We start from the raw sequence: 19,068 nt of genomic DNA on the forward strand, positions 1-19,068 counted from the left end.
TTCACCGCAACAAAATAGCGCGCTGTTGCCGGCGCGCCCTAAGAATCACTGATAGGAAACCAGCGTTGCACCATTTTCATGGCTGAAATCTGGCTTCACGCCAAGCATGGCAGCTGAACGCCTGATGATATTGCCGGCCATGACCCCCGCATTTGCGGCCGCGACATCCGTCATGCCGGGCTTTTCAGGGTGCGGAGCATCGGCAATGGTAAACACCAGATACTGCGGATCGTCCATCGGGAAGGCGGCGACGAAAGTGTTGAAATTCAAGTCCTTGGAGTAGCGGCCATTGACGACCTTCTCGGCCGTTCCGGTCTTGCCACCAACGCGGTAGCCGGGGACTCTGGCGTTTCGGGCAGAGCCCTTCTCGGCATTGAGCGAATAGAGGTAGCGCATGCCTTCGACGGTCTTTTCGCTCACCACTTTCTTGGCGGTGGCCATCGCTTCCGCCTGCGTGCGCACCAAAAAGGTAGGGTTCATCAGGAAGCCGCCATTCATCAACGCCGCGCAGCCCACAGCCGCTTGCAGCGGCGTCGTCGACACGCCATGGCCGAAGGCGATGGTGAATGAATTGACCTGTTTCCAGACCTTCGGTTCAGTCGGACGGGCAGTCTCCGGCAATTCGGTCTGCATCCTGTCCAGAAGGCCAAGGCGATGCAGGAATTCGCGATGGCCCTCGATGCCGACCATCTCGGCTTCCCTGGCCGACCCGATGTTGGACGAATAGAGGAACACCTCCGGCAACGACAGCACACGGTTCTTGCCGTGGAAATCGTGAATGGCCTGATGGCCGACCCGGATTGGATGCGAAGCATCGAAGCGGCTCGCCATCGTCGCCTTGCCGGAATCGAGCGCCATGGCTGAGGTGAAGCTCTTGAAGGTCGAGCCCATCTCGTAGAGGCCCGCCGACATGCGATTCAGCCGGTCCTTGTCCTGTGCATTGTAGGGATTGTTAGGATCGAAATCCGGCACCGAGGCCATGGCCACCACTTCGCCGGTCTTGACGTTGAGCACGACAGCGCCGGCGCCCATGGCACGATAGCGCTCCAGGCCGGCGGCGATCTCGTCGCGCACCACATGCTGCACGCGCAGATCGATCGAAAGCTTTACCGGCTTGAGATCCTTGGCGATGGCAAGGCCCGATGCCTGCAGATCGCTCAAGCCTTGCTCGTCGACATATTTCTCCATTCCGGAGATGCCCTGGTTGTCGATGTTGGTGAGGCCGACAATGTAGGACGAGGTCTCGCCGCTCGGATAGAAGCGGCGCTTTTCGGTACGGAAGCCGAAACCGGGAATGCCGAGCTGCATGATGTCGGACTGTTGCTTGGGCGTCAGCTGCCGCTGCAGCCAGACGAAACCGGCGCCGCTCTTCAGCTTGTGGTAGGTCTGCTCATAGTCGATGTCCGGAAGCACCGTCGACAGCTTCTCGATCGCCTCATCGGCGTCGACAATGCGGCGCGGTTCTGCAAACAGCGACGCCGTCTTGATATCCGTGGCCAGCACTTCGCCGTTGCGGTCGACGATGTCGGGCCGCGATGCCGTCACCCGGCTCTGCGGACCGCCCGACATGTCGGGGGTCTGGAAGCCGAGATAGACCAGCCGCCCTGATATGGTCGAGAAGATACCGAAGAACACCGCCATGGTCATGACGATGCGCGTCCTGCCCTTGCCGCCGGTCGCCTTGCGGGCGCCCTCGACCACGATCGATCCATCTTCACTCGTCCTGGCGCGACGCTTCAGCAGTTTGCCGATCATTGGGCGATGCCTCCGGTCACGACGGGATCCTTACTGTCCGAAGGCGCTTGGTCGGAATTGTCGGCCATGCCGCCCTGGCGTCCCGACAGGATGTCCTGGATGTCAAGGGATTTGGCCGGCAGGTCGCCGATGCCGCCGATCTGGCGAGCGCTGACCGGCTCGAGTTCGAGCTGCGACTTGTAGAGTTCGGCGAGCTTCTGCAGCCGCGACGGCTGGGTAAGCAGGCTCCAGTCGGCCTTGAGCAGGTCGATCGTGTCCTCCTCATAGCGTATCTGCGCATGGATCTTCTGCACCGCGGCCAATTGTTCCTCGGCCTCGCGCTTGGCCTTGTAGGTAAGGGCCGCGACCGCAACCATGACGGCGATCAGGACAATGTCGCTGGTACGAAACACTTAGCTACCTCTCCCCCGGCCGGCCTGTGCCAGGAAGTGTTGGGCCGGGAAGCTTTGGAAGGCCGAAAATCGAAAAATCGCTGCTGCGCGCTGGCGCATCCGTGCGGATTGCCGCGCGCAGCCTGGCCGAACGGGCGCGCGGATTGGCCGCCACCTCGGCGTCGCCGGCAGTCACGCCGCCACCCGCCTTGCGGAACGTCGCGGTGCGGGCATGCGCCTCGGGCAAATGCCGCGAGCCGGTCGCGACGTCGGCCCGGTCGGCGATGAAACGCTTGACGATGCGGTCTTCCAGCGAATGGAAGGTGACCACGGCGAGCCGTCCGCCCGGCTTCAGCGCGCGTTCGGCCGCGAACAGGGCCTTGGCCAGTTCACCAAGCTCGTCATTGACGAAGATGCGCAGCGCCTGGAAGACGCGCGTCGCCGGATGGATCTTGTCCTTCGGCGCACGGCCGATATGCGTCTCGATGGCGTCGGCCAGTTCCAGCGTGCGCTCGAACGGGCGCTTTTCGCGGCGAGCCTCGATCATGCGGGCGATGCGCCCGGCATGACGCTCCTCGCCGAGGAAGCCGAAGATGCGGGCAAGATCGCCCGGCTTGAAGGAATTGACGACGTCGGCGGCGCTGAGGCCCGATTGCGCCATGCGCATGTCGAGTGGCCCGTCGGCGCGGAACGAAAACCCGCGCTCCGCCTGGTCGAGCTGCATCGAGGACACACCGATGTCGAGCACGATCCCGTCGGCGCTCTCGACATGTTCGTCCAGCGTCGAGAACGGCGCCTGCACCAGCCGCAGCCGGCCGCCCGACTGCACTTCCAGATCGCGCCCGGCCGCAATGGCATCCGGATCGCGGTCGATCGCCACCACGGAAGCGCCCGTCGCCAGAATGGCCCTGGTGTAGCCGCCGGCGCCGAACGTGCCGTCGATGATGAGGTCGCCCTGCGCCGGCGCCAGTGCTTCAAGCACTTCGGCAAGGAGGACCGGAATGTGGCGGGCCGATCCGCCAACGGCGTGCCCATCGACGGCGTGAGGAAGGTCATCGCCGTGGCCTGCCGTCATTCCGGCCGCTCCCCAGGCTTCGTCCCCTGCCGAAGCTGCAAAAGCCGTGCCCGCGCCTGCGCCCCATAGGCGGCAAGCCGTCCCGGCTCCCAAATCTGAAAGAAATTGCCGCGCCCGACAAAGGCCACTTCCGCCGAAATGCCGGTGTGTTCGCGAAGGAAATCGCTCATCGTGATGCGGCCGTCCTGGTCGAGTTTCAAGAAGGTTCCGTCGCCATGGCAGAAGAACGACATATCGTCCGCCGTCTGCAGGAAAGGATCCTCGAGCGCGATGCGCTGCTCGTAGCGGTCGAGCAGATCGAGCCCGCCGACATCCATCGCCGGCAGATCCAGGCAGCGCAGCGCATAAAGTTCCGAATAGCCGCGCTTCTGCACGACCGCACGGAAATGCGCGGGAACGGACACCCGTCCCTTCGCATCGATCCTGCTCACCGTGTTTGACAGAAACCGGTCCATTAAACGCTACAGCCGCTTGCGCCGCCGCACCCCTCTCCATCTTGTGGCCCGCGCCGCCGCGGCGCGTTCCCTGCCCCGTATCAGCCTCGTCCGCACGGGCAAAAACCGGCAAACGCGCAGCCGCCGCGGCTGCCCGATTGGCGTACGCTTTACCCTGACACGGAACGAAGGCTTTGATGTCTAGATGGGATATCATGGGGCACTATGGGCGTCAACGGGATTAGGCTTCACAAACACGCGCGCCGCGACCAATGAGAGCAGCCTCGCCGACACGTCTCGTCTTTATGGTCTATTAAGCCTAACGAACCGTTTAGAGCCGCCTGGCCCAACCGGACGCGCCTTGCCGAGCGCCGTTGCCGGGCATAGCGTCTCGCCACATCTCGTCGGTCGCAAACAGGGTTGGAAATTCGATGTCCGAAACTGCAAAGTCACGCGCTGCAGCGCTTCCTCACCTGCGTCGCAGCGGGCTTGCCATGGGCGATTCCATTCCCCTGCCACTGACCATGGCCGCCATCTTTCATGCGCCCGGCGACGCCACCGGTTTCAACCAGTACGGGCGATTCAGCAACCCGACCTGGGACGCGGTCGAACATATGCTGGCCCATCTGGAGGACGCGCCTTGCGTCGCCTTCCCTTCAGGAATGGCGGCAATCTCGGCGGCGTTTTTTGCCGTGCTCACGACTGGCGACCGTATCCTGCTGCCATCGGACGGCTACCACACGACAAGAGCGCTGGCCGATCGCTTCCTCAAGCCGCTCGGCATCACCTACGACGTCAGGCCGACCTCGACCTTCCTCGATGGCGGCTTCGATGGCTATCGCCTCGCCTTTGTCGAAACCCCTGCCAATCCGGGGCTGGATATCTGCGATATCGCCGCCGTTGCCGATGCTGTTCACAAAGCCGGCGCGATCCTTGTCGTCGACAACACGACCATGACACCCTTCGGCCAGCGGCCGCTCGACCATGGCGCCGATATCGTCGTTGCCGCCGACACCAAGGCACCCAACGGCCATTCAGATGTGCTGTTCGGCCATGTCGCCAGCCGCAATGCCGAGATCATCGCCGCCGTGACCGGCTGGCGCGAAGTTTCCGGCAGCATTCCCGGACCATTCGAAGCCTGGCTGGTGCATCGCGGCCTGGAGACACTGGATGTGCGCTTCGATCGCATGTGTTCCTCGGCGGAAGTCATCGCGCGGCGGCTGCAGGGCCACCGGGCAATCAGCGACCTGCGTTATCCCGGACTGGAAGGCGATCCGTCGCACAACCTTGCCCGTGCCCAGATGGAGCGCTTCGGTTTTCTGATCTCTTTCGAACTCGCCTCGGAGGACAAGGCCGAGGATTTCATCAACAATTGCGCCTTGATGCAGGCCGCGACATCCTTCGGCGGCGTCCACACCTCCGCCGAGCGGCGCTTGAAGCGAGGCGATGCCGTTGCCGCCGGCTTCGTTCGCCTCTCGGTCGGCTGCGAGCCGGTGGAAGAGCTCTGGAAGGCAATCGAGACGTCGCTGGACAAGATCGGCGCCTGACCGGACCGATCACGGGCCGAGATCGTCGGCTTCTATGTTGTGATAGCCGTGCAGTACACGAATGATCTCGATCGCGTCGTCACCTACACGATACAAGGTGAGATAGTCGCCAACGAGCAGATGACGGACGCCGGGCGCGATGTCATCGCGCGGCGGCCGGAGAAGGGATAGGTCTCCAGTTGCTGCCACCGTGCCTCGATGCGATCGAGCAACCTATCCGCTGCGACCTCGCTATCGCGTGCAACATGAAGCCAGATCGCGATCAAATCGTCTTCTGCGCGCGCGTTCCGGACGATGAATAGCGAATTCATGCTGCGTCGTCAGATCGCAAGCGCCTCCGCGCCTCGGCCTTGATTTCATCCATCGACGCAAATCGTCCCGGCCCGCTGTCTATCCCTTCCTGCACCAGCTTGCGCAACTCATCGAGCGTATAGCCGAAGAGATCGCGCCGATCCTTCCATTGCCGCAGCGCATCTCGGATCACTTCGCTGGCGGAGGCATATTCGCCGGCGGCGACGACATCATCCACCGCCTGCGCCAGTTCCGGCGACAGCGTGATGCTGCGTTTGTCGACCTGTCCCATGAGAAGCTCCCGGTACCATTCCCGATCATGGTACGATTTAATCGCACCGGTTTCAAGCAATGGCCGACTCTCGCTCGCACGGATGAACGGCCGGGCAGGCTTGAATCAACAGGCGCGCCCGAGGGCGCAACCTGCTGAATTCAAGAGACTTCTCTTGATATCGGGGGAGAGAGTTGCCAGCTGGCCTGTAAGCCGGGTTCTGTATGGCCCTCGCCCCTTGCGGGGCGAGAACGTGGCGACCATTCATCTTGGGCGCATGTTGCCATGCGCCTCACGCAACCTACCCGGACGGTGAGCCGGAAACAGCCCTCGAGGGTTTCCCCTCGCACCGTCCCTATTCGGTCTTGCTCCCGGTGGGGTTTACCGTGCCGCTCCTGTTGCCAGTCGCGCGGTGGGCTCTTACCCCACCCTTTCACCCTTACCCAGAATCCGGCAAGCCGGATCGTGGCGGTTTGCTTTCTGTGGCACTTTCCCTGGGGTCGCCCCCGCCGGCCATTAACCGGCACCGTGTTTCCATGGAGCCCGGACTTTCCTCACCCACGACCTTTCGGCGTTTGCGGGTGCGGCCGCCCAGCCAGCTGGCAGAGCGTATAAAGGGGTTCGCGCCCGAAAACGCAAACGAAAAAGCAGACTTATGCGGGCGATCCCAGCGCAGCCATCTGCACCTTGACCTTGCCGCAATAGGCGGCCGACACCGGGTTCATCCGCGTTGCGGCGTGGCCGGCATTGTATTTCAGAATGGTGCCGCAGGTCGTGCCGCCGCCGAGGCTCCGCGCCATGGCAAGGTATTTCATGCCGTATTTGATGTTGGTGTCGGGATCGAACAGGCCCTTGGCGGAGCCGCTATAGCCCATCATCCGAGCCGTGGCCGGCTTGATCTGCATCAAGCCGATCTCGCCGGCGCCGCCAACGATGTTGGGCCGGTAGTTGCTTTCGATCTGGATAACCGCCGAGGCGAGCGATACCGGAACGCCTTCGATCGCCGCATAGCGGGCAACGATAGCGGAATACTGACCGCTGCTGGCCACCGCGGCCGCCGAGGCTGCCGCGTTCCGGACACCGATCGACGCCGTTGCCGTCATGTCGACGGTTTTTCGGCCACGCTTCGTCTGCTTTCTGGCGGACTTCTTCGGCTTGGACCAGCTTGCTTTTTCCATTTTCGCGGAAGCCCGCTTCGTCGCCTTGGCGTCGTGGCCTGCCTTGCCGCTTCTGGCCTGTGGGGCCTTGCCGCTTTTCGCGGATGCCACGACAGGCCCTTGATCGGCTCGCGGGCTGAGGGGCGCGGCATCTGCGGCACTGAAGGCAAAAGTCATTACGCCGGCAGCAAGAGCTGCCGTTAAAACGGTAAATTTCTGCATGTGATCCTGTTCTGTCTGAACCGCGCGAAGATGTTCACGCAGCAACGCCTAACCAACGTCGGAACAACCCGGGGGGCTTGGGGTCCGACATCTACACGTCAGCCGTTTGACGCCCGAATTGGTGTCAAACAAGGCCAGGCAAGTCACTTTGAGTGACAGCTTGTAACTTAAGGATTGGAAAGAATTGCTTGGGAGAGGCTCTCCCGGGGGTCAGCGCCTCACGGAAGCAAGCAGCCTTTGCAGCGTCCGCAGCGTCGAGCCGTCGGCAACGCCGTCCACCTTGCGCGGCCGGAAATGGCGCTGGAAGGCCTCGACCACCGCCTCCGTCTGCCGGTCGAAAACGCCGGATATTTCAACGCCATAGCCGTAGAGGGCCAGCATCGACTGCAACGCTTCGACGTCGCCGCCGGTATCGCCGGTTGTCAGAGTGGCGCCTCGCCTGACGGGCGCGGCCGCCACGAGATGGCCAACACCGGCCTCGAACAGCGTCCGCCACGGAAACTTCTCGCCGGGATCGATCTTGCGCCCCGGCGCAACATCAGAATGCGCGAGTACCCGCTCGGCGGCGATCGAATGCCGACCGGCGATCCCACGGCACAGCGCGATCACCGCATCGATCTGCCGCCGGGGAAAACCGGGATAGCCCAGCGAATGCCCTGGATTGACGATCTCGATGCCGACCGAACAGGAATTGATGTCGGCCCGTCCGAACCACGAACTCTTGCCGGCATGCCAGGCGCGGTCGCTTTCCCTGACCATCTGCACGATATGGCCATTCTCGTGGACGAGATAATGTGACGAGACCTCGCTGGCCGGGTCGCAAAGCCAGGCCTCGGCCCCGGCGCCGGTCGCCATACCGGTGTAGTGCAGCACGATCATGTCAGGCCTGGGCGTCTCGCGCCGCGGGCCGAAATTCGGCGATACCCTGACTTCGGCACGTGGCTCGTCGGGCAGAAAGCCGCTCATGCGTGGCGCAGGCCCCGCTCGATCATCTCGTAGGCAACGTTGATCGCCGCCACCCTGGTGGTCGCGATCTTGATGAATTCCTGAGGCAGGCCGCGCGCGATCAGCCGGTCCGGATGATTGTCGGAAACCAGCTTGCGATAGCGCTTCCTGACCTCTTCGAACGGCTTGCCGCGCTCGATGCCAAGCACGACATAAGGATCCCCGGCGCCCAGGTTGACATGTCGCGCCATGATGGTCTCGTAATGCGCTTCGTCGATGCGGAAAATCTCGGCGATGCGGTGCAGGAAATGGCCTTCGCGCTCGTGCACCAGCCCGTCGGCCTTGGCGATGTGGAACAGACCGTCGAGTATGTCTTCCAGCATCACACAATTGGAATGCCCGGAACCGCACATCTGCGCCATCCGCTCGGCATAGGTCTCGAAACCGGCCACGTCGCGCTGGGCGAGATCGAACAGACGCGCCACATTGCGCGTCTCCTTCGGCGGCACTTCGAATATTTCCTGGAAGGCGCGCACCTCGTCCTGGGTGACGATACCATCGGCCTTGGCCATCTTGGCCGACAGCGCGATCATCGCCACCGAAAAGGCGACACGCCGGCGCAAATCCGCATCGCCGGCGAAAACCGTGCGCACGGCCTCGACCACGTCGGCGACACCCGACGAGGCTGAGGATGAAACGCGGGTGATGAATTCGCCGAGGCGATCCCAAATGGACATGGCCTGCTTCTTAGAGCCACCGCCCGCTCCTATCAAGCCGGGACAGTGCCGCAGGCTTTGCGCGACAAATCGATCGGACTCGAACGCCACGGCGCTCGGACAATATGAAAAAGGCCAGCGCGAGCCGGCCTTTCTCATTCATCACACGAAGTACTGCTTGCTCACTACTGCGCGGGCGCAGGAGCTGGTGTTGCCGGAGCCGGCTCGGCAGGCTTCTCGGGTGTGATGCTCTTCGTGGTCGAATTATCCGTTGCCGGAGGCGTCGCGGCCGGCGGCGTGGCTTCCGGGGTAGCCGGCTTCATCGGTTCCTCGGCGGCCGGCGGATTGGTGCTCTGGGTGGTGGTATTGTCCGTACCGCTGTCACTGCAGGCGGCGACGCCAAGCAAGGCCAGAGCGGAAACGGACGCGAGAATGAGCTTTTTCATTTGTCTCTCCTTCAACACACGCTCACGTTGCCGTGAGCGGTCGAAGGACAAATGCGCCAGACGGCCATGAGTTTCGTAACGTTGCGTTTCGACATGTAACATCGTCTGGTCCATTTGCGATTGCCGCTCAGGCCGTGGCGAACTAACAGAATGTGCCGAATCACCGATCGAACGGAAAAGCGCCGGGGGCTGTCATGACCGCAAAATGGGATTTCTGGATCGACCGCGGCGGCACATTCACCGATGTGATCGGCCGAGATCCGGAAGGCGGGCTGCACCCGCGCAAGCTTCTCTCCGAAAACCCCGAAGCCTATAACGATGCTGCCATCCAGGGCATTCGCGACCTTCTTGGCTTGTCGTCCGGAGACACGATCCCAAGCGGCCTGATCGGCGACATCAAGATGGGCACCACAGTCGCCACCAATGCGCTGCTGGAGCGCAAGGGTGACCGCGTGCTTTTGCTCATCACCAAGGGCTTTCGCGACGCGCTGAAGATCGCGTATCAGGCGCGTCCGGACATCTTCGCCAAGGAGATCATCCTTCCCGAACAGCTCTACGAGCGCGTCATCGAAATCAACGAGCGCGTGCGCGCCGATGGCCGCGTCGAACAATTGCTCGACATCGCCGCCTGCCGGCCGGCGATCGAACAGGCCAGGGCCGATGGCATCGATGCGGTCGCCATCGTCTTCATGCACGCCTGGAAATACCCCGACCACGAGAAGGCGGTGGCAAAAGTCTGCCGGAAGCTTGGTTTCAGCCAGGTCTCGGTCAGCCATGAAGTCTCGCCACTGATCAAGCTGGTCGGCCGCGGCGACACCGCGGTGGTCGATGCCTACCTGTCGCCGATCCTGTCCCGCTATGTGCAAAGGGTTGGCCAAGAGCTCGGCGTCCTCTCCCCCCTCGAGGGGGGTGAGGAACGATGGGCCGAAGGCCGAGAAAAAGCCAACGATTTGGCTCTTTCAGCGACGAACGCCCTCTCAGAAGGCACCGCCACGACGTCGAGCCCGGTCGATCCGACCCCACCCGGCGGCTTTGCCGCCACCCTCCCCTCGAGGGGGAGGGAAAGCCCTCGCCTCATGTTCATGATGTCGTCGGGCGGTCTCACCGCCGCCGACATGTTCCAGGGCAAGGATGCGCTGCTGTCAGGACCGGCCGGCGGCGTCGTCGGCATGGTCGAGACAGCCAGGCTCGCCGGCTTCGATAAGGTCATCGGCTTCGATATGGGCGGCACCTCCACCGACGTCGCCCACTATGACGGCGAATACGAACGCGCCTTCGACACCGAGGTCGCCGGCGTGCGCATCCGCGCGCCGATGATGCGCATCCATACCGTCGCCGCCGGCGGCGGCTCGATCCTGCATTACGAGGCCGGTCGCTTCCGGGCCGGACCGGATTCGGCTGGCGCCAATCCCGGCCCGGCAGCCTACCGGCGCGGCGGCCCGCTCGCCGTCACCGACGCCAACGTCATGCTTGGCAAGCTGCAGCCCGATTTCTTCCCGGCGATTTTTGGACCCGGCCAGGACGAGCCGCTCGACGTCGAGACGGTGCGAGCAAAATTTGCGGCACTCGCCGCCGAAATCGGCGATGGGCGGTCGCCCGAGACTGTCGCCGAAGGGTTCGTCACCATCGCCGTGGAGAACATGGCCAATGCCATCAAGAAGATCTCTGTGCAGCGCGGCTACGACGTCACCGAGTATCTCCTGAACTGCTTCGGTGGTGCCGGCGGCCAGCACGCTTGCCTGGTCGCCGACGCGCTCGGCATGGAGGCGGTGCTGATCCATCCCTTCTCTGGCCTGCTGTCGGCCTATGGCATCGGTCTATCCTCGGTCTTTGCCTCGCGCCAGCAGGCGCTGCTGAAACCGCTTGCCGAAGAGTCCAGAACGGAGATCGGCAACCTCATTGCCATTTTGAGAAAAGCCGTTGTCGCCGAACTCGCGGCGCAAGGCATCGGCGAGGATACGGTCGCCACGAAGCCGGTGCTGCACATTCGCTATGACGGCACCGACACGACACTCCCGGTGAATTTCGAGGCGGATTCGATTTTCCAAGCCAGGCGCGATTTTGAAATCGCCCACAAGGCGCAGTTCGGTTTCGTCTATGACGACAAGCCGATGATCGTCGAGACCGTCGGTGTCGAAGGCACCGACACCGGCGGCACCGGGCGCGACGAAACTGAATCGCGAACCGAAGACCTTGCCGTAAGCCCTTCGCAAACCCGCGAAATCTTCACCGAGGGAGAGTGGCGCACTTCACCCATCTTCCGCCGCGAAGCGCTGAAGCCGGGAAACAGGGTTGCCGGACCTGCCTTGATTATCGAGCCGAACCAGACGATCGTCATCGAGCCGGGCTGGCTGGCCGAAATCACCGCCAGGAACCATGTGCTCCTGCGCCGTGTCGAGAAAAAGCGCCGGCAGGCAGCGCTCGGCACGGAGGCCGATCCGGTCATGCTGGAGGTCTTCAACAACCTCTTCATGTCGATCGCCGAGCAGATGGGCGTGACGCTGCAGAACACCGCCTATTCCGTCAACATCAAGGAAAGGCTGGATTTTTCCTGCGCCGTCTTCGATCGCCATGGCGCGCTGGTCGCCAATGCGCCGCACATGCCGGTGCATCTGGGCTCGATGGACCGCTCGGTCGAAACCATCATCCGGCTGAATTCCGGCGACATCCACCCCGGCGACGTCTTTGCCCTCAACGCGCCCTACAACGGCGGCACGCATCTGCCCGACATCACCGTGGTGACGCCGGTGTTTTCCCTCCCCCTCGAGGGGAGGGTGGCCGCGCAGCGGCCGGGTGGGGTCCTCTCAGAAGGCACCGCAAGAGCGTCGAACCCGGTCGATCCGACCCCCTCCGGCGGCTTCGCCGCCACCTCCCCCTCGAGTGGGGAGGAAATCCTGTTCTGGGCCGCCTCGCGCGGCCATCATGCCGATATCGGCGGCACGGCACCCGGCTCGATGACGCCGCTCGCCACCACGGTCGACGAGGAAGGCGTGCTGTTCGACAATTTCCGCATCGTCGACCGCGGAAAATTCCGCGAGAAGGAGCTGGAAACGCTGCTCACCGACCACCGCTATCCAGCCCGCAATCCGCACCAGAACATCGCCGACCTCAAGGCGCAGATCGCCGCCAACGAAAAGGGCGTCGCGGAACTGCGCAAGATGGTCGCGCATTTCGGCCTCGATGTCGTCGAGGCCTATATGGGCCATGTCCAGGACAATGCGGCCGAAAGCGTGCGCCGCGTGCTGGAGCGGCTGCCCGACAGTTCGCAGTACGAATACCCGACCGACACCGGCCAAATCATCAAGGTGAAGATCACGGTCGACCGGCAAAAGCGCGAGGCGACCGTCGACTTCACCGGCACCTCGCCGGTGATGAAGAACAATTTCAACGCGCCGGAACCCGTCGCCCGCGCCGCCGTGCTCTATGCCTTCCGCGTCATGGTCGAGGACATGATCCCGATGAATGCCGGGTGCCTGCGGCCCATCAACATCATCATTCCCGACGGCTGCATGCTGAAACCCGCCTACCCCGCCGCCGTCGTCGCCGGCAATGTCGAGACCTCGCAGCACGTCACCAACGCGCTGTTCGGCGCCATGGGCGCCATGGCCAACGCGCAAGGCACGATGAACAACCTGACCTTCGGCAACAAGACCTACCAATATTACGAGACGATCTGCTCCGGCTCGCCGGCCGGCCAGATGAATTCCGGCCGCGGCTTTGCCGGCACCTCCGGTGTCCACACCCACATGACCAATTCGCGCCTCACCGATCCCGAAGTGCTGGAGCTGCGCTTTCCCGTTCTGCTCGAGGATTTCCACATTCGGGAAGGATCCGGCGGCAAAGGCAAATGGAGCGCCGGCGACGGCACCAGGCGCACCATCCGCTTCCTCGAAAAGATGGAATGCGCGATCCTGTCCTCGCATCGCAACCGGCCGCCGCAAGGGCTGGATGGGGGCGGCGATGGCGAGGTCGGCTCGACCAAAGTCCGCCGCAAGGACGGCACAATCGACGTGCTGAAAGCCTGCGACCAGACCGTGCTGCAGGCCGGCGACGCCGTCATCCTGACGACGCCGACACCGGGGGGATTCGGGCGGCGGTGAAGGATGCTTGCCGGGCGCGGACATGGCGAGCCAGAGGCAGGCGCATGTCCGCAACATTCTGAGGAGAAGTCGCCATGTCCATCGTGAAGAACATTCCTGCCTACCCGAGCAAGACCTTCAACGACGGCTATCTTGAGGGATACCAGTCACTCAAGCCCGGGATCGTCCCGTCAATGCCATCCTACAGCAAGGTGCCGATCGGCCTCACTCCGTATCAATGGGGCTTCACACTTGGAGAGGATGACGCGCGCGCAACTGGTTTGCGGTAAGAGGCGTGTTCGTGGCGGTCTCATGGGCTTCGACAGCGCAAGTTGGTGCCGGATGCGGAGGTATCAACTGATTTTACGCGCTACCGTTGTAAGGAGGCGTCAACAGGCTGTCACCGGCCTGTCATGACCCTGGGCTACCCGCTTGCGGCAAAGCAAATGGGGAATCATCTTGCCATGACGGACGTTTCCGCAGATCTGGTTTTTCGCCGCGGCAAGGAAGTTGGAAAGGCCGTCTACCAGAACCGCCCGCTGTCGAAGGCCGGCATTTCGGAGCGGTTGTTCGCCTTCCTGTTCTCCGGCCTCGTCTATCCGCAGATCTGGGAAGACCCCGAGGTCGACATGGAGGCGATGCAGCTTGGCCAGGGCCACCGCGTCGTCACCATCGCCTCCGGCGGCTGCAACATTCTGGCTTACCTCACCCGCTCGCCGGCCCGGGTCGACGCCGTCGACCTCAACACCGCGCACATCGCGCTGAACCGCATGAAGCTGGAGGCGGTGCGCCATTTGCCATCGCAGGGCGACCTGTTCCGCTTCTTCGGCGCCGCCGACACCAGCCACAATTCGAAAGCGTATGATCGTTTCATCGCGCCGCATCTCGATCCTGTCAGCCGTCACTACTGGGAGCGCCGCAACTGGCGCGGCATCAGGCGCATCACTGTGTTCGACCGCAATTTCTACCAGACCGGCCTGCTCGGCCTGTTCATCGCCATGGGCCACCGCACGGGAAAATTCTTCGGCGTCGACCCTGCCGGCATCATGCAGGCCAAGAACATCGGCGAGCAGCGCCGCTTCTTCAACGAGGAGCTGGCGCCGGTCTTCGACAAGAAGCTTTTGAAATGGGCGACATCGCGCAAGGCTTCGCTGTTCGGCCTCGGCATCCCGCCGGCGCAGTACGATTCGCTGATCACTTCTGGCGACGGCACCATGGCCAGCGTGCTGAAAGCCCGGCTGGAAAAGCTCGCTTGCGATTTTCCGCTGGAGAACAACTACTTCGCCTGGCAGGCCTTCGCCCGGCGCTATCCGAACCCCGGCGAGGCCGCCCTGCCCGCCTATCTCGAAAAACAGAATTACGAGACCATCCGCGGCAATGTCGACCGCGTCGCCATCCACCACGCCAATCTGATCGAGTTCCTCGCCGGCAAGGATGCAGGCTCCGTCGACTGCTTCGTCCTGCTCGACGCGCAGGACTGGATGACCGACGGCCAGCTCAACGCGCTGTGGGCGGAAATCACCCGCACCGCCTCAGTCGGCGCCCGCGTCATCTTCCGCACCGCCGCCGAACCCAGCCTGTTGCCGGGCCGTGTCTCCAGCTCGCTGCTTGACCAGTGGGATTATCAGGACCAGGCTTCGCGCGAATTTTCGGCCCGCGATCGCTCGGCCATCTATGGCGGCTTCCATCTCTACGTGAAGTGCGCCGCATGAGCACCAGCGAGTTGCCGGCCAGCCCCGAATTCAAGGCCAACCATGCCGAACTGATGGACGGCGTCTACCGCTGGCAGCGCCACATCTACGACCTGACACGCAAATACTATCTTCTCGGCCGCGACCGGCTGATCGCGGGGCTCGATGTGCCCGCCGGCGGTACCGTGCTGGAACTCGGCTGCGGCACCGGCCGCAACATCATCCTGGCCGCGCGTCGCTATCCCGACGCGCGTTTCTTCGGCCTCGACATTTCGGCCGAGATGCTGGAGACGGCCAGCGCGGCGATTGCCCGCGAGGGCCTGCTCGATCGTGTCACGCTTGCCCAGGGCGACGCCACGGCATTCGATGCCAGGGCGCTGTTCGGACGCAATAGCTTCGACCGTGTCTTCGTGTCCTATTCACTGTCGATGATCCCCGGCTGGGAAAAAACTGTGTCGGCAGCGCTTGCCGCCCTGTCGCCGAACGGTTCGCTGCACATCATCGATTTCGGCCAGCAGGAAGGCCTGCCCGGCTGGTTCCGGACCTTGCTGCGCGGCTGGCTGAAAAAATTCCACGTCGCGCCGCGTGAATCGTTGCGCGAAGTGCTGGAATCGGAATCTCGGCGAACCAGCGCAAGCTTCCGTTTCCGCACGCTTTATCGCGGCTATGCCTGGCTGGCGGTTATCAAGATCACTTCCTGAATATTGCCGTGGGAAAGGCACATAAAGGCGAAGCAGCCACGATCCGTTGGATCAACGTTGCCTTATGACCCCGAGAGCGGTACACTATCTCACATGAATGGAAGCATGTGGTGATCATCGGCTTCAGGGATGAATGGCTGCGAGCCTTCTTCGTGGAAGACACCCATTCTCGCAACATTCCGTCCGATCTCGAAAGCCGTTTGTTCCGCAAGCTCCAGATGATTGACGACGCGATGATCGATCAGGATTTGCGTGTGCCGCCCAGCAATCATTTCGAGAAGCTGCGCGGCATTCTCGAAGGCTTCCATTCAATACGCGTCAACAAGCAATGGCGGCTGATCTTCCGCTGGGACGGCGGCCGCGGTGAGGCGTCGGACATCTATCTCGACGACCACAGCTATAGATGAGGTGAGAACATGTTGATGACCGCACGCAAGCCGGCAACGGTTGGCGAAATTCTCACGGAAGAATTCATGCAGCCGCTTGGCCTGACGCAGGCGGCTTTGGCCGAGGCGATGGGGGTCCAGCGCAAGCATGTGAACGAATTGTGCAACGACCGCCGCAACGTGACGGCGGCGACCGCGCTTATTCTGGCGCGGGTGTTCGGCAACAGCCCGGACTTCTGGTTGAACGTCCAGCGCCGCAGCGATCTTTGGCAGGTCATGAACTCGCCCGACGAGCGGGCGCGAGTTGACCGCGCCAAGCCATTGGCGACAGCTGCATAGCAAAGAGTTTGCGCCGCGCTAATGCAGCGCCTTGATCAGCGCCCCCACCATCGTCTGCGGCCGGTAGCCGAACTTGGCAGGCGTCAGCCCTAGCCGCACCACCACCAACTGCTCCGAAGGGATGATGGCGACCGTCTGCCCGTCATGGCCTTCCATCCAATACGTGTCCTTGGGCAGGCCTGCCGCGACGCCGGCGCCGGGGTTTTCCTCATCGCCCGGGGCCTCGATCCACAACTGACCCTTGCCGTAGACCTTCGAGGCGGATGCCGGCTCGCGCATCCAGTCGACGAAACCGGTTGGCAGGATCTGGTTGCCGTTCCACACCCCGCCCTGCAGCAGGAACTGGCCGAAGCGCGCCCAGTCATGCGCGGTCGCGTAAAGATAGGACGAGCCGACGAAGGTGCCCTGCTCGTCCGTCTCGAGCACCGCGCTATGCATGCCAAGCGGCTCGAACAGGGCGGTGCGCGGCCATGTCAGCGCCTTGGCCTTGTCGCCGACCGCGTCCTGCCAGAGGCGCGACAGCATCACCGCCGTACCGCTCGAATAGGAAAACACTTTGCCGACCTCGGCCGCCAGCGGCTTTGATTCGGCAAAGCTCGCCATGTCAGGTTCGAGATAGAGCATGCGCGTGACGTCGGCGACGTCGCCATAATCCTCGTTGAACTCCAGCCCGCTCGACATCGCCATCATCTCGGCAAGGCTGATGGCGGCGCGGCCGTCCGCCTTCCACGGCGCGAACAGGTTTTTGTCGTCGAAAGCCATGTTGCCGTCCTTGACCAACGTACCGACGATGGCGGCGTTCACCGTCTTCGTCATCGACCAGCCGAGCAGCGGCGTCTTGGCGGAAAAGCCGTCGCCATAGCGCTCGGCGACGATGCGGCCATTCTTGACCACCACCACCGCCCGCATGCCGGTGCCGGTCAGCGCCGCATCGTCAAGCAGTTTGGCAACAATCGGATCCTGTGATGCCTCGACCCGCTCGCCTTCCGGCCACAGGTCGCCCCTGGTGGCTGCTGACGGCTCGGCCTGGATCGCGGTCCGCCGCGCCTTGCCGACATCGCCGTCCGGAACCGAAGCGCAGCCAAGCCCGTCGCGGGCTACGGCGACGCTCTTGCCGAGGAAACCGAACAGGCCGGCAGACACCGTTCCCCTGTTCTTGTCCACCGAGACCCGCATTAGCCGCAGCAGGGGATGCCCGGGCGCCTGCACGTCGACGGCGAGCACCTCATTGGGATCGCGGCCGGCAATGAAGACGTTCGAACAGACGATCTTGGCCGAGTAGCCCGAGCCGACCCTGATCAACTCCGGCGGCGCGATATAAAGCCAGGCAAAAAGCGCGGCGACCGCCAGAACGATCAGGCCAAGCAGCCATTTGACGATCTTGACCACGATCCGCATTTATTTCCCTCCGGCTCTGCGCGACCCTTATGTCATCGATTTGCCGCCATTGCTTCCGCAAATCACAAAGCTTGTCGAGCGCCATCAACGGATTATCAACCATGATCGGCGATCACAGGATATGCTGAGCGATGCTGTGGGGCGATCGCTCGGAGGGGGCCCAATCACAAGCTGGCCATCAGGTATAGACCCATCAGCGACCGGCTGAATCCGGCTCGGGAATTGCGATGCGCCGTCTTGCGGGCCTCATTCTGCTAGCGCTGCTTGGCGCTTGCTCGACGGTGGACGATCTCTCGCCGCTGTCGCCGTCGGCGTCGAGCAGCCCGACGGTCACTGTCCGGGCGCCGCGCTTTGCCGATTCCAAGCCGCATGAATGGGAAAGCGGCGCGCCGTGGAACTATGCCGTCCACGGCACCGATGTTTCCAAATACCAGACCTCGGTCGACTGGCCGGCGGCCAAGTCCAGCGGCATCTCCTTCGCCTTCATCAAGGCGACCGAGGGCGGCGATCGCTTCGATGAATACTTCAACGAGCATTGGACCCGGACCAAAGCTACGGGCGTTCCCCGCGCCGCCTATCACTTCTACTATTTCTGCACCCCGGCTGCCGTGCAGGCGCGCTGGTTCATCCGCAACGTCCCCGTCGATCGCTCGGCGATGCCGCCGGTCCTCGACATGGAATGGAACCCACAATCGCCGACCTGCAGGCTGCGTCCCGACGCCGCCACGGTGCGCGCGGAGATGACCACCTTCCTCGAGATCGTCGAACGCCACTACGGCAAGAAGCCGATCATCTACACCTCGGTCGACTTCTTCGACGACAACGGCCTGGCGGGGTTTCGCGGCTATCCGTACTGGCTGCGTTCTGTCGCCGGCCATCCACGTGAGAAATACGGCAGCCACCCCTTCACATTCTGGCAGTACACAGGAACCGGGATCATTCCGGGCATGACCGGCAAGGCCGACATCAACGTCTTCAACGGCAGTGAAGCCACCTGGAACAAGTGGCTGCGGCAGAACACCCGTTGACACCGGTTCAACGGCAGCACCGCCATGGATCAAATCACTCCAGCAGAGCTTCCGTTGAACCGGTTCAACGGCAGCACCGCCCTGGATCAATCACTCCAGCAGAGCTTCCGTTGAACCGGCGCAACGGCAGCGAGCCCGTCCGAGATAAGAAGCTCCGCAGAACACTGTTGACACCGGTGCAACGGCAGAGAAGCCGGCGGAATAAGGGGCTGCGGC

18 protein-coding genes, 1 other RNA gene and 1 pseudogene are annotated in these 19,068 nt (G+C 63.0%); 8 read left to right on the top strand and 12 right to left on the bottom strand.

From position 1 onward, the window contains the following. Nucleotides 1-45 precede the first annotated feature (45 nt). Genes AC0L3E_RS13950 through mraZ form a run of 4 tightly spaced genes read right to left on the bottom strand, consistent with a single transcriptional unit; the run spans nt 46 to nt 3,656 of the window. Complete coding sequence (locus AC0L3E_RS13950; protein WP_027034944.1) at nt 46-1,755, bottom strand: peptidoglycan D,D-transpeptidase FtsI family protein; 1,710 nt, start codon at nt 1,753-1,755, stop codon at nt 46-48. Continuing rightward, nucleotides 1,752-2,147 carry a cell division protein FtsL gene (gene ftsL / locus AC0L3E_RS13955; protein WP_127271473.1) on the bottom strand — a complete coding sequence of 132 codons (396 nt, stop codon included), beginning with the start codon at nt 2,145-2,147 and terminating at the stop codon, nt 1,752-1,754. Before ftsL ends, AC0L3E_RS13950 begins: the two co-directional genes overlap by 4 nt. 4 nt (nt 2,148-2,151) lie before the next feature. Next, the gene (gene rsmH, locus AC0L3E_RS13960) at nt 2,152-3,201 is read right to left on the bottom strand and encodes a 16S rRNA (cytosine(1402)-N(4))-methyltransferase RsmH (RefSeq protein WP_473604983.1); all 1,050 of its coding nucleotides are present in this window, start codon (nt 3,199-3,201) and stop codon (nt 2,152-2,154) included. Then, nucleotides 3,198-3,656: a division/cell wall cluster transcriptional repressor MraZ gene (mraZ, locus tag AC0L3E_RS13965; protein ID WP_013530948.1), complete on the bottom strand. Its 459-nt coding sequence runs from the start codon at nt 3,654-3,656 to the stop codon at nt 3,198-3,200. Before mraZ ends, rsmH begins: the two co-directional genes overlap by 4 nt. Nucleotides 3,657-4,066: 410 nt before the next feature. Here mraZ and AC0L3E_RS13970 point away from each other — a divergent pair, with 410 nt between their 5' ends. Then, nucleotides 4,067-5,182 carry a cystathionine gamma-lyase gene (locus AC0L3E_RS13970; protein WP_473604984.1) on the top strand — a complete coding sequence of 372 codons (1,116 nt, stop codon included), beginning with the start codon at nt 4,067-4,069 and terminating at the stop codon, nt 5,180-5,182. 9 nt (nt 5,183-5,191) lie between these two features. On the opposite strand, the pseudogene AC0L3E_RS13975 reads toward AC0L3E_RS13970, so the two are convergent. From AC0L3E_RS13975 to AC0L3E_RS14005, 7 genes and pseudogenes are all read right to left on the bottom strand, one after another. Then, a pseudogene (locus AC0L3E_RS13975) lies at nt 5,192-5,493 on the bottom strand (type II toxin-antitoxin system RelE/ParE family toxin). Next, a complete protein-coding gene (locus tag AC0L3E_RS13980; protein ID WP_027034949.1) occupies nt 5,490-5,765 on the bottom strand; it encodes a type II toxin-antitoxin system ParD family antitoxin in 276 nt (91 codons plus the stop codon). The pseudogene AC0L3E_RS13975 and the gene AC0L3E_RS13980 overlap by 4 nt, the downstream one beginning before the upstream one ends. Before the next feature lie 172 nt (nt 5,766-5,937). Then, nucleotides 5,938-6,347, bottom strand: an RNA gene (gene rnpB, locus AC0L3E_RS13985) — RNase P RNA component class A. Between the two features lie 50 nt (nt 6,348-6,397). Continuing rightward, entirely contained in the window at nt 6,398-7,123 is a 726-nt protein-coding gene (locus AC0L3E_RS13990) for a lytic transglycosylase domain-containing protein (RefSeq protein WP_127268666.1), read from the bottom strand. A gap of 210 nt (nt 7,124-7,333) precedes the next feature. After that, entirely contained in the window at nt 7,334-8,089 is a 756-nt protein-coding gene (locus tag AC0L3E_RS13995) for an N-acetylmuramoyl-L-alanine amidase (protein WP_128288473.1), read from the bottom strand. Next, nucleotides 8,086-8,805 carry a J domain-containing protein gene (locus tag AC0L3E_RS14000; protein WP_127268668.1) on the bottom strand — a complete coding sequence of 240 codons (720 nt, stop codon included), beginning with the start codon at nt 8,803-8,805 and terminating at the stop codon, nt 8,086-8,088. Before AC0L3E_RS14000 ends, AC0L3E_RS13995 begins: the two co-directional genes overlap by 4 nt. Before the next feature lie 164 nt (nt 8,806-8,969). After that, nucleotides 8,970-9,230 carry a hypothetical protein gene (locus AC0L3E_RS14005; protein ID WP_081734943.1) on the bottom strand — a complete coding sequence of 87 codons (261 nt, stop codon included), beginning with the start codon at nt 9,228-9,230 and terminating at the stop codon, nt 8,970-8,972. Between the two features lie 194 nt (nt 9,231-9,424). On the opposite strand from AC0L3E_RS14005, the gene AC0L3E_RS14010 reads away from it, so the two are divergent. From AC0L3E_RS14010 to AC0L3E_RS14035, 6 genes are all read left to right on the top strand, one after another. Then, complete coding sequence (locus AC0L3E_RS14010; RefSeq protein ID WP_473604986.1) at nt 9,425-13,330, top strand: hydantoinase B/oxoprolinase family protein; 3,906 nt, start codon at nt 9,425-9,427, stop codon at nt 13,328-13,330. Between the two features lie 74 nt (nt 13,331-13,404). Then, nucleotides 13,405-13,599: a hypothetical protein gene (locus AC0L3E_RS14015; protein WP_128308743.1), complete on the top strand. Its 195-nt coding sequence runs from the start codon at nt 13,405-13,407 to the stop codon at nt 13,597-13,599. Between the two features lie 123 nt (nt 13,600-13,722). After that, nucleotides 13,723-15,021 (top strand): BtaA family protein, encoded by a 1,299-nt coding sequence (locus tag AC0L3E_RS14020; RefSeq protein ID WP_473604988.1) that lies wholly within the window; start codon nt 13,723-13,725, stop codon nt 15,019-15,021. After that, nucleotides 15,018-15,701 carry a class I SAM-dependent methyltransferase gene (locus tag AC0L3E_RS14025; protein ID WP_128308745.1) on the top strand — a complete coding sequence of 228 codons (684 nt, stop codon included), beginning with the start codon at nt 15,018-15,020 and terminating at the stop codon, nt 15,699-15,701. Before AC0L3E_RS14020 ends, AC0L3E_RS14025 begins: the two co-directional genes overlap by 4 nt. Nucleotides 15,702-15,811: 110 nt before the next feature. Beyond that, a complete protein-coding gene (locus AC0L3E_RS14030) occupies nt 15,812-16,108 on the top strand; it encodes a type II toxin-antitoxin system RelE/ParE family toxin (RefSeq protein ID WP_127267190.1) in 297 nt (98 codons plus the stop codon). A 9-nt stretch (nt 16,109-16,117) separates the two neighbouring features. Then, nucleotides 16,118-16,426, top strand: coding sequence for a HigA family addiction module antitoxin (locus AC0L3E_RS14035; RefSeq protein WP_023813159.1), 309 nt, complete (start codon nt 16,118-16,120; stop codon nt 16,424-16,426). Nucleotides 16,427-16,444: 18 nt separating this feature from the next. On the opposite strand, the gene AC0L3E_RS14040 is transcribed toward AC0L3E_RS14035, so the two are convergent. Next, the gene (locus tag AC0L3E_RS14040) at nt 16,445-17,824 is read right to left on the bottom strand and encodes a serine hydrolase domain-containing protein (protein ID WP_473604989.1); all 1,380 of its coding nucleotides are present in this window, start codon (nt 17,822-17,824) and stop codon (nt 16,445-16,447) included. A 227-nt stretch (nt 17,825-18,051) separates the two neighbouring features. Here AC0L3E_RS14040 and AC0L3E_RS14045 point away from each other — a divergent pair, with 227 nt between their 5' ends. After that, nucleotides 18,052-18,852 (top strand): glycoside hydrolase family 25 protein, encoded by an 801-nt coding sequence (locus AC0L3E_RS14045; RefSeq protein ID WP_473604990.1) that lies wholly within the window; start codon nt 18,052-18,054, stop codon nt 18,850-18,852. Nucleotides 18,853-19,068: the final 216 nt, after the last annotated feature.

This window comes from Mesorhizobium sp. WSM4822 (assembly GCF_055811155.1).